The sequence below is a fragment of the Mesorhizobium sp. M4A.F.Ca.ET.050.02.1.1 genome, assembly GCF_003997725.1.
GTDB lineage: Bacteria > Pseudomonadota > Alphaproteobacteria > Rhizobiales > Rhizobiaceae > Mesorhizobium.
This window is the reverse complement of sequence record NZ_RZSG01000123.1, coordinates 1-11,437: the sequence shown is the minus strand read 5'-3', so window position 1 is coordinate 11,437 and position 11,437 is coordinate 1. Positions and strand designations below refer to the sequence as shown.

General features: G+C 62.4%; 6 protein-coding genes and 1 pseudogene. All 7 read left to right on the top strand.

All coding sequences use genetic code 11. The annotated features are described in order from the left end of the window. The first annotated feature begins 110 nt into the window (after positions 1-110). Entirely contained in the window at positions 111-1,235 is a 1,125-nt protein-coding gene (locus tag EOA33_RS11405; RefSeq protein WP_127405664.1) for an RHE_PE00001 family protein, read from the top strand. A 162-nt stretch (positions 1,236-1,397) separates the two neighbouring features. Next, entirely contained in the window at positions 1,398-1,607 is a 210-nt protein-coding gene (locus EOA33_RS38965; RefSeq protein ID WP_190234256.1) for a DUF1403 family protein, read from the top strand. Beyond that, positions 1,568-1,762, top strand: a complete 195-nt coding sequence (locus EOA33_RS38960) for a DUF1403 family protein (RefSeq protein ID WP_245482306.1) — start codon at positions 1,568-1,570, stop codon at positions 1,760-1,762. Before EOA33_RS38965 ends, EOA33_RS38960 begins: the two co-directional genes overlap by 40 nt. A gap of 2 nt (positions 1,763-1,764) precedes the next feature. Beyond that, positions 1,765-2,473: pseudogene (locus tag EOA33_RS11395) on the top strand (SMC-Scp complex subunit ScpB). Positions 2,474-2,697: 224 nt separating this feature from the next. After that, the gene (locus tag EOA33_RS11390) at positions 2,698-5,343 is read left to right on the top strand and encodes an STY4851/ECs_5259 family protein (RefSeq protein ID WP_127405663.1); all 2,646 of its coding nucleotides are present in this window, start codon (positions 2,698-2,700) and stop codon (positions 5,341-5,343) included. A 35-nt stretch (positions 5,344-5,378) separates the two neighbouring features. Then, positions 5,379-5,912 carry a hypothetical protein gene (locus EOA33_RS11385; protein ID WP_127405662.1) on the top strand — a complete coding sequence of 178 codons (534 nt, stop codon included), beginning with the start codon at positions 5,379-5,381 and terminating at the stop codon, positions 5,910-5,912. After that, positions 5,912-11,437: DEAD/DEAH box helicase (locus EOA33_RS11380; protein ID WP_127405661.1), on the top strand; the 5,526-nt coding region annotated here is incomplete at its 3' end. The genes EOA33_RS11385 and EOA33_RS11380, both read left to right, overlap by 1 nt.

Sequence of the window (11,437 nt, the reverse complement as noted above, 5' to 3'; positions counted from 1 at the left end):
ATCGATAAGCAGTCATTATCAATAGTGATAAAACCGCCAACGGAACCCACCTACAAGTCAAGTTAATCAGGAGATAGCTGGACTATCGCGAATCAGGTAGCGTGAAATCAATGACTTACGACGTCACAAAGCTTCCTCTGGAACCCCTCATTGGGCCGGTTACCCGCGCCACCGAGCTTTTGGCGCGTCTCGACGAGCGTCTGGCCCGCTCGAGCGTTCGCGAGGGTTGGATCGAACGCCAAAACTTCGCCGACGCGGCCGCCGCGCTCTGGCTCGAGGGCGAACTCGTCCACCTGGAAGATCTCGTGCTGCACGACGCCCACATGGACGTGCGTGCGCCGACCCACGAACTCACGCGCGCGCATGCCGTGCTTCGCGCTCGCCGCCAGGTTATTGCCCGCGCCCCGGACTGGGCGCTCGGGCGCGATGGCCTGCGCCAGCTCACCGGCCGGGGCAACATGGCCTCGCCGGCGGGAGACGGCCGGGAAGGGGAGGTGATATCTGTGCCGGCATCTGGTGCTGACGAGCCATCCGACATGGATGAGCCGGATCCGTTGGCGCAAGAGTTGGCGGCAATCGACGCGATGCTCGAACGGACCACCAAGGTGCTGGACGGTGGGGCGATGCTAGCCCGAAAAGAAGCGGCCTCGCAGCCTCCTCGCCCAGCACTTGTCTACGATCTCGACTGGGATGAGGACGCGCGTCTGGCCGAATGGCAGGACGTGCTCGCTCAGACGCGAGAACTGCCGGTGACCCTGCGCGCGGCGGTCCTGCTCGATGCCTGGTGGGAGATCGAGGTCCTGCAACACGCCGCCTGGCTTGGGCCCCTGCTGGTCGGCGCGCTGCTCAGGCAGGAAGGGGTCGCGGCGGGTCATCTCACAAGCCTCAATCTCGGTACTAAGAACATCCCGAGGGAGCGGCGGCGCGCACGCATTCGAACTGATCGTGTATTGGCGTTTGTCGATGCCATCCAGGAAGCAGCGCTGGCTGGATTGAAGGAGCATGATCGACTGATGATGGCGAGAAGCCAAATGGAGCGGCGGCTGCGCCAACGCCGAACCAGTTCGAAGTTGCCGGACTTGGTAGAGTTGGTGCTGTCACGTCCGGTTGTCTTCACCGGCATGATCCAGGAGGCGCTAAAAATCTCGAAGCAGGGGGCGCTGAACCTGGTCGGCGAGCTCAATTTACGCGAGATGACGGGGAGGGAGAGGTTTCGAGCGTGGGGGTTGATTTGAGACGGGAGCCCGCAAGGTCGATGCCTTAGTTCAGCGCGAAGGGCGAAGGGCGAAGGGCTTAAGTGACTGATAAGGCAACATTATCATTCGTTTTGTCGTTCCGACAAGCTGTGCGTTTGATGCGAACATCATCGCCAAAAGCGCACGACCGCTTCCAAACACATGATTCGTCTCGATCCCGTGACAGCCAGCCCCGCCGCGCGGCCCGCCGTTCCGGCCTGGGCGCTCGCGGCCGGTGGTGTTCTGCATGACACAGACGCTGCTTTCCGGGCCGGCGCCGCGCTGGCTTCGCTCGACACGCTCGCCCGCGCGCAACCGGCCTGGGTCGGCGCGTGGCGCCAAGACTGCGCGCGAAAGGCGCCGGCGACGTGATTTTTCTGCTCCTCAATGAAGATGCTGTCGCCGGATCGCTGACGACCAAAAACCTGTCGCGCTTTGCGGCGCGGCGGCTCTTCGAGCGACTGCAGCAACTGGATGTCGTGCGCGAGCTGTCGGGCCGCACCAGCTTCCGGCTGTTTGGGTTATAGCGATGAGCGAGGCCGCCCGTTCCGAGCGCCCGCGAGAGAAGGGGGGTGTCCAGCGAATGCTGGTCGACACCGAGCTCGAGCACCTGCCGCCAGAACTGCGCCGGCGCGAGTGGATGGGCCGCGTCGAAGCCGTGATCTTTGCGGCAAATGAGCCTGTGCCGCGCGAGGTGCTGACGCGGGTGGTGGGCAAAAACTGCAATCTCGACCTGGTCATCGACGACATCCGCGCCGAGCTCGCCGGTCGCCCCTACGAGCTGGTGTCGGTCGCCGGCGGCTGGCAGCACCGGACCAAAAAGGTCTTTGGGGACGTCATACGGGCCGCGTTCGGCCAGCAGCGCGCCGACGGATCAAAAGAACTGTCGGAGGCGGAGTCGCTTGTCCTGATGTGCATTGCCTATTTCCAGCCGATCACGCGTTGGCGAGTTGTCGAGCTTCTTCGGCAAGGAGGTGTCGCGCGATCTGATCGGCGTGCTGCGTGCGCAGGAGCTCATCGCCTCGGGGCCGCGGAGCCCACAGCCGGGCGCGCCCCACACCTGTGTGACGACGAAAAATTTCCTGTCGCAGTTCGGGCTCGACACGCTGCGCCAGCTGCCGGATTTCGAGGCGCTCGAGGACGCCGGGCTACTGTCGAAGGAGAAATCGTTGGCTGCTGATATCACGTCGGGTTTATTCGGCGACCAAGAGGACATCGATGCGGAAATGAACGAATAGGTGCGCTGAATGCTTTGACTGCGGACAAGTACACCGACTATGATTTTGTGGGGCAGTCAGAAGTTACTCCGACTTCGGGAGCAAATCAGGGTGGGCGTTGCATAGGGCAGACAGTGGGAGTGGAGGATTACGCAGAACGCATCGAGGCCGCGCGGGGAAATGTCCATGAGCTAGACGGCATAATAGCCGAGCTACAGGAGCAGCCTGAGCATAGGCTCTTGCTGATGCGTGCAATTCTCCGTCGCAGGAAGCTCGTTGATGCAAAGGCCTCTGGACTCAGCGGGCAGTCGGAACTCGGTCTGCCTGCAGTCGATGGGAGAGCTCTTTATCTCTACAGGCTCTCGGACAGCGGTTTTGGCAGGTTGCAGTCCGAGCTTCAAAGCAAGCGAGCGATGCTCGCGAATCCGGCGTCCGGATCGATGGCAGGCAAGTTTGTCCTCTGGGCGTCGGAATGGTTCAGACGCCATTATGACGGCACGCAACGCAATTGGTCGGATGTCGGCCGGCCTCTCGGCCTGTGTATGCCGCAGGTGGAATGGCGCCACCTGGCGGACGAGGGCTTGCGATACTGGCGGATCCCTGAGCTTCGCGTGAATGGCACGCATCATCGCCTGGCCGCTATCGCGCGGCAGGGCGGCTTTCCGGTCGCGGCACTGGAAGGCTCGGGCAGCGGTTGGGCGAAGGGGTTTCTGGAGCGCGTGGTATCCGTCCTGCTGGCTCAGGACATGTGTTCGTCCGATATCGCCGATACGGTGTGCGAAGAACATCTCCACATGGTTCCCCAGACATGGCGGAGCAAGGAGATTCGCCTGGTGTCGGGAGAGCTCGCGATCCAGATCGTTCGCCTCCGGCACATGGCCGAGGAGGCTGGCGTGCCGCCCGGTTCGCTTGTTTCTCTCTGGCTGGATGATAACTGCAAGGGCTGGCGGGATGGGCTGCCCGTCTCGATCGACAGCACCGCCGGCAAGGCCCTGATCGACGGTCTCTTCCTCACCGAGGCAGCCAAGCCGATTTCGTCCATCAAAGCCAGGAGGCTGCTTCATCTGAGCGCCGGCATAGGCCGACGGGACCTAGTCGAACTCCAGTTGAGCGGCACCATCCAGGATGCCGGCGGGAAGTCGGTGCTCGCAAGCCTAGTGAACGACTGGAACAGGCTTCGCCTGTATGCCTCCGAAGAGTTTGCTCGCCATGTTTCGGGCGAGCTTGCCGTCGCCGACCCAGACGCCGATGGGCGCTGGGTGTGCCGGCCGATATCAGCCCGGATGAGGTACGACGTGCCCACGGATGTGGCAATTTCGCTGGAGATGCGAGGTGGTGGATTACGGGTGGGTAGCCCATTCGTCTTGCCTGGGGGGGAGCGCCTTACCGGCGACTTAAGGGTCTATGAGGCGATCGGCGAGAATGCCGGCGATGTGCCGACGGAGCTGAAATTGATTGGCACCGGCAGCCGGGGCTATTCGCCCGAACGTCTGTATGTTGATACGCCAAATGATTGGGTCTGCATTCCGTCGGACCTGAGTTCCCGGTGTGCCAGGATCGCCGGCCGGCCGAGCGACGCACGCACGCTGTGGCTTGTGCAGGGTTCTGCAGTTGCGACCTCTCCTCGCCACGACAGATATCTGGTGCGCAGCGGGCAGAAGGGGGAACTACGTGACGAGCTTGTGCTGAGCGGGCAGACCCCTTCCGGTTTTCGGGCGTCCGGTCCCGATCAGGTGCTGATTCTCGGGGAACCGTCCTTCATTTTGAGGCGTGGGCCACGTGAATCGTCCGCCATTCAGGAAATCTGGTGGCGTCGGCCAGGGGAGAGCACATGGCGGCCCGCCATCGAGCGGAGCGGTTTCGGCTTATTCGAGTTCGCTTGGCTCGATGCCGTTACCCGTCACATTCGCGACAGGCACGATGCGATTATCTTGCCCAAGGCCTTTCGCATCGAGCGTCGGCGAAACGAAGGCCCGTCCGAGCTGTCGGTGTCCGGCTGGGACGGGGAGGTCTATCTGGATGCTGGAATACAGGCAGGTCCTCGGGTCTGGGTGCTCGGTAACAAGGACATTGCCCGGTCCATGGCGCGCGCGCGATTGTCGAACATCGCCAGCGACGCGTGTGTCCTGGACATACCACTTCCGCATCCGCCATGGATCGCGACCTGGACCGGTGGCCCGCTGCCCAGTCGCGAAAGTCTTTCGCATTCCGAGATCAATCGTTTCGTCGCAATGGCGGACGGCAAGGACGAACTTGCGGGCGTGCTGCTCGATCGGGATGACCGGGCAGTGCCCGGCGCAGTGGCGTATTGGCAGTTTGAGGATGAACTACCGCTTTCGACAGTCGCCGACGATCTCGCGGCGCTTCTGCATGCCCTAGGTGATACTGCCGCAAAGGTGAAGCTGGGCTTCACACATGGCACAAACGACGTTTGGTTTCTCAGGCCCTACGAATGCCGGCTGATACAGCAGTCACAACAATGGGTCCCAGATCGGACGCTTCATGACCAGCATGTCCGGGTAGTTGGCCGCTCCCCCCGAGAGCCGGCCTGCGAGGTAGACCTCGGCCCGTATGAAGGCAACGGTGGCAGGGCCCCCGAACCGATCGAGTTGCCCCCACTAGCGGGAGACTGGCTCGTCTACTTGCGCGCTGGAGAGCGTGTCCTTAGCGCGCCATGCGTCATCTGGGGCGAGCTGCCGGCCGCGGAAGCTGACACGCCTCTTGCGCAGGCCATGACGATTTCCGACCGTACGGAGCGGCTGGAGCGGCTTGGGCAGCTTTGCGACGCGATGCTTGTTGCTTCGACCGGTGAATGCCGCGCCTTCGTTCAATCCGTGATCGAAATCGCGTTGTCTCTGGATGGCCTTCGTCTTCGACTTTCGACATCCTGACACTGCTCTCCATCAGGCCTCGCGTGGCAACCCGGATGCTGTTCCAGGCCGCAGAGGAACAACTGCCCCAGCTTTTTCGCCTTAGCGATGGCCTCCCCTTCGCCTGGGAGATATTGCCAGCCGCTGCCTGGAGCGACGCGGGGCGCGAGGAGATGGAACACCTACTTCGCCTCGTGCCCTATGGGGATGCCTATATAATGCCGATCATCAGTCAGCGAATTCGAAGGATAGCGAACTACTTTCCGGCATTACTACCGGTTCTGGGGATCGCTCTCTCCCGTCCTGCGCTCAAGGACGTAGCAAATGACTTCGTCACCCGTGCAGACGGGAGAATCGACCACCACCCGAGCCCATTCCGCCCGGAATTCACAGAAGTCCTCCCGGTTTGGAACGTCCCCAAGCGCTATTGGCGCGCGCTTGACGCGCCTGTCGCCGCAGCTCGCGCCGCCCAGGGGCGCATCACGCTCACTCCAGCGCAGATAATCTGCGTGAAAACGGTCAGCCGACGGCACCCCCGGTGGTTTTGCGACGGGTTCGTCGCAGCCTTCTCAGACCAGTCAACGAGGTGATGGATTTGTCGGATTCGAACCCACTCTCCGTAGATAGGCTTCTTCGCCAGCGGGTCGCAGCGGCGGTCATCGCTCAGGCGGGAATACGTCATCACGAGCTGAATGCCTTCCTTGGCGGCAGGCTATCCGGCAGTGATGTACGCAAAGGCGCGCTGTTTGCCGAGCCGGTGATCGAGGGCGCGCCGGGTTATGTTTCGTCGGGCCTCTCACCCGACCAGTTGCGGGGGTCCCTTCTGCACCCCAGGCTCGTCGATGCCCTGATTGGCAAAGCGGGGGATGACCATCGCTTCAACTACCCTGCCTTTGCCCATCAGTTGGAGGCTTGGGAGCAGCTTCTGAAGGAACGTCGGTCGGTGCTGGTTTCCAGCGGCACTGGCTCCGGCAAGACAGAGTGCTTTATGGTGCCGATGCTGGACGACCTTGCCCGAGAGGCGGAGATCGTTGGCAGGTTGCGCGGCGTACGTGCGCTGATGCTCTACCCCCTGAATGCACTCATCGCGAGCCAAGAGGAACGGCTGCGCCGATGGATCGCTCCGTTTGGCGGTGCTATCCGTTTCGCGCTCTATAACGGGCTGATGCTCGACAGGCGCAAGAGCGCGCGCGACAAGGCCGAGCAAGATTTGCCCGAGCAGGTGCTTTATCGCAGCACGCTACGCTCCGATCCGCCGCCTGTGCTTGTCACAAATTCCACGATGTTGGAATACATGACGATCCGCAAAGAGGACCATCCGATCCTCCAGGCATCGCAGGGGCAGCTACGTTGGATCGTTATAGACGAGGCGCATAGCTATGTGGGGTCGTCGGCAGCCGAAATCTCGCTACTGCTGCGCCGCGTGCTGCAGGCCTTCGGTGTCAATGCGCGCGACGTGCGGTTCGTAGCGACGTCGGCCACGATCGGCGACGGCAGCGAAGGCGATAGGGGCAACCTCCAGCGCTATCTGGCCGATCTTGCCGGCGTGCCGGTCGATCAGGTTCACGTCGTCATGGGCAAGCCCAGGCCGGTGACCCTCGGCCTGTGTGCGGCCAGTTCCGGCTCGGTTGACCTTGACCGTCCTGAAACCGTTCGCAGCCATCCCGTAGTTCACACACTTGTGGCGGAGCTTGGACGCGGCGCGGTCTCCATGGCGCAGGTTAGAGAGGCCGCCGGCCGCGCCGGAGCGCAAACGGCCCCCTTCCTCGAGGCCGTCGCAGACTCGACTCTGCCACTGCGCGTCCATAAGTTTATCAGAGCCGTTCCGGGCCTGTGGTCCTGTCTCAATCCGGCCTGCAAGGGCGACCGCCCGCAGGGCTGGCCGTTCGGTCCCGTATACTTCGAGCGGAGCGAGATCTGCGCGTCGTGCAATGCGCCCACTTTCGAGGTGATCAGCTGCCGCGAATGCGGGGAGCCGTTCCTCAATGCCTATGATCATGGCGACCGGCTTCTGCCTGAAGCTGCGCCGCCCGACCGCGACGAGTTTGAGGCGACGAGTGCGCGCGAGCGCGACGAGGGGGGCGACGATGAGGAGGAAGACGATGTCACCGCCGTCATGAACGATGGAATGAGGCGCCTGTTAGGCTCCCGGGCCGCGGCTGGGCTCCTAGAGCGCGATATCGACCTGACGACCGGCCTATTGCCCGATAGCCGTGGCTCCACCAGCACTGTCTACATCAGCCCGGTCGTAGGCGGCGGCTCTTGTCCTTGCTGCAATGCAAGGCCCTCACAGCGGTCGTCACAGATCTTGTGGCCGTTTCGCTTCGGCGCCCCCTTCCTGATCCAGAACGCCGCGCCGACCATGCTCGAAGGTGTTTCACCCAGCACGCGCGCCAATGTCGAATTGCCGTCACAAGGACGGCAGTTAATTTCCTTTTCCGACAGCCGGCAGGGAACCGCGCGGTTCGCCGCCAACATCGAGACGATGTCCGAGCGCAGCTATGTGCGCAGCTTCGTTTATCATTCCGTGCAGAAGGCGGCCATGCCGCAGAGCTTGGACCAGGCCAAGCAGACCGAACTTGAAGCGATGCGAACCGCTTTGGCGCCTGCTGCCGCCGGTAATGCAAGCATCAAGGACGCCTTGCTGGACATCGAGCGGCAACTTTCCGGCGCGGGCCCAGCCAAGCCGGTCCCATGGCCCGACATGGTCAAGGCTTTTTCCGACGAGCCGATGCTCAGACAATGGATCGGCAATGTCTGGGACGCCGACCGCGATGACAGGTTCCGCGACCCACGGGCATTGGCCAATTTCCTAATCCTGCGCGAGCTTGCTCGTCGGCCACGGCGCGCAAATGCCCTGGAGACGCTTGGTCTGGCCAAGCTGGTGTTCCCGCAGGTCGAAAACCTGACCGACGACCGCCTGCCGCGCGTACTTAGGGAGCGCGGCTTCGCGCTGTGGCACTGGAAAGATTATCTCTATTTTCTCATCGATACGGTCCGCACTAATTTCGTGCTCAACGTGAGCCGAGAGGACGCGCGCTGGCTTCTGCCGCGGCACGCCTTTCTGAGGGCAATCGTTGGCCCTGGCCGGGAAAAGCGCAATAAATCGGACATGGTTTGGCCGGTGGCCCGTACGGGGTTCGGCAGGCAGACAAATCCCGTCTTGGCACTGGAGCAGGGCCTGGCTCTGGAGAGCGACAGCGGGGAAGATCGCGCCGTTCTCAACGATCTCCTGCAAACGGCTTGGGACCAGTTACGTCCGTTGTTTGAAGGCGCCGGATCGACCTATGCACTCGATATCGAAAAGGCGCATATCGGTGCCGTCAAGGAAGCTTGGCTTTGTCCGATCACGCACCGAGTACTGCCTCGTCTTGTTTTCGGCAATACGCCCTATGCGTTGCGGCTCGCGCCCTCGCGCAAGCACCATCAGCCAGCGGCTGTCACCTTCCCGAAACTGCCGATCGTCTTTCCGGCTGCTGACGAGCGTATGCTGCTTGAAGATTTCGTCGAGAACGATCCGATGGTCGCCGATTTGCGCAGCCGCGGTGTATGGACCGATCTACACGACCGTGCAGCGACCCATGCACCCTATATGCGCGCCGAGGAGCACTCCGCGCAGCAGCCGCCGCACCGGCTGCGCGAGTTCGAGGCTCAGTTCAAGCGGGGAGAGATCAACCTGCTCGCGTGCTCCACGACCATGGAAATGGGTGTCGACATAGGCTCGGTGGAGGCAGTGCTGAACACCAATGTTCCGCCGTCAATCGCCAACTATCGGCAGCGTGTCGGACGAGCGGGCCGCCGTGGACAGAGTTTCTCGTCATCGCTTACTTTCGCGCGAGACACGCCGCTTGACCGCGAGGCTTTTATGGACCCGGCAGGTTACCTGCGCAGCTCCATGCGCGCGCCGCAGGTCAAGCTGGACTCCCAACGCATCGTCCAGCGCCACGCCAACGCGCTCCTTCTGGGGCAGTGGTTCCGGCAATCGCAGGGAGAATTGATGCGCGTCAGGTCCGGTCAGTTCTTTGGCTGCCCAGAAGGCTTGACGCTTGCCGTCGAGGAGAACCCGCCGGTCGACCAGTTTTGCCTGTGGCTGAACGACCCGAGCACCGCGGAGGCGATGGCCGGCCGGCTCAAGGCCTTGACGGAGGGCACTTCCCTGCGCAACATCGATCTTGTCCTTCAAAGCTGCGCCGCCAGATTTGGCGAAACGTGGAAGGCCTTCCATGATCAGTGGAAGAATCTGCGGGATCAGGCTGTCGGCCTTACGCCCGAAGCGAAAGGAAGCATCGAAAACCAGCTTCGCAGGCTCTGCAGGGAGCCGCTCCTCAAGGAGCTTTCCGTACGCTCGCTGTTGCCCGGGCACGGGTTCCCGAATGCGGTCGTGCCTTTCATTAATGATTGTGCGGAGACGGCGGCTCGCCAGAAAGTACGTTCTGATGAAGAGAGCGAGACCGTGCGCAACCGGCGCTACGACTATCCCAGCCGCAATGCCGACGTTGCCATCCGAGAATACGCGCCGGGCGGCCAAGTGGTCATTGATGGTCTCGTCTGGACCTCTGCCGGGGTGACGCTGAACTGGGAGCGGCCAGCACATGATGCTGCCGCACGGGAAATCCAGAGCATCCGCTGGTCATGGCAATGCCGTGATTGCGGCGAGGCCGATTGCGGTCTGCTGAGGCCGGAGCACTGCAGGGCATGCGAATCAAACAGACTCGAATGGGTACAGTTTCTCCAGCCGGCGGGCTTCCGGGTGGACTGGAGCGAGAAGGCGCATGGTGAGACGGATCGGATCGATTACATCGAGCCGCAGCCGGTGCGCATTTCCGCGCGCGATGCGCGTTGGGAGCCGCTGCTGGATCCGACCATCGGCCGCGGCCGCGCCACAGCCGATGGGCTTGTTTTCCATCATTCGCTTGGCGTCCGGAAGCGTGGATACAATGTTTGTCTTCGTTGTGGCCGAGCGGCAGAGGAGAGCGACGGAAATCTCTCCGACCATGCCGCGCTGACCCCTATGAAAGGGCAGACCGGCCGCTGCGACGGCAACGACATGACCTATGCTGTCACCAACTCTCTGGCGCTAGGCTTCGAGGCCCTGACCGATGTGGCAGAGGTGCAGCTCTCTGGGCTGACCAACCAGGGCGCCGCCTGGGCGATAGCCTCGAGCGTTCGCACGGCTCTCGCCCGGCGTCTTGGCGTTGAAGTGCGAGAGCTCGGCCTGGGGGTAAGTCCGCGCCGCGACGTGATCGGTGGCCGGACCCACTCGATCTTCCTGTTCGATCTCAATGCGGGAGGCGCCGGCTACGCCCCGCGACTGCTGGACGACGTTCAGGGACTGCTGTGGGAGGCGGCCCAAATTCTCAAATGCCCACGCAACTGTCCAAAGGGATGCTCAAGTTGTGTCCTTGTCGCCGATCTCTTTGCTCAGCAAGAATTGCTAGATCGCCGCGCTGCACTGGACATTGTGAACGGCGTATTGGCTGCCGTGGCTCAACCCAAAGCCGAGGACATCGCGGGCGAAGGATGCAAACTGAGCCGTCCGGTCGCCGATGCTATCGCCAGGCGGGTGCAGCCGAAAAATACGGTCACCATCTGGGTGGCGGATGAGTTTGAGCTTTCAGTCCTGCCGGACCCACCGTTCTCGACCTTGTTTGCAGCAGTCTCCCGCGCCGGAGCCACGCTGCAACTGGTCCTGCCGGCGGAGGTCCTGGGGCGGCTGGATGAAGCCGCCCGAGCGGGACTACGCAATGCCTCCCATCGCTTCGACTTTTCAATTCACCTGGGAGCAACCTACACGGCATCGAACGGTGCGCGCTTGATTGCCGCGCACGTTGAAAGCGCGAGAACTGTCGGCTTTTTGTCTCGTGACGCACTCGCCATGTCGGTCGGGCCGGACTGGGGGAAGGGCATAACTGCGCCCATCATCGAAATGCCAATGGAGCTGCCGGCCTTCCAGCCGATTGATGCCGACGAACTTGAAAGACGTAACCGGCTTGGTGACAGTGTAAGGCTTCTCTCGAGCGATTCCGGTCGGTCCGCCAAACTGTTCGGCCAAGGCATCGTCAATCGCGTCATGAAGGAAGGTCTTGAGGCCGCCGGTCTTTGGAAGCCCCGTCGC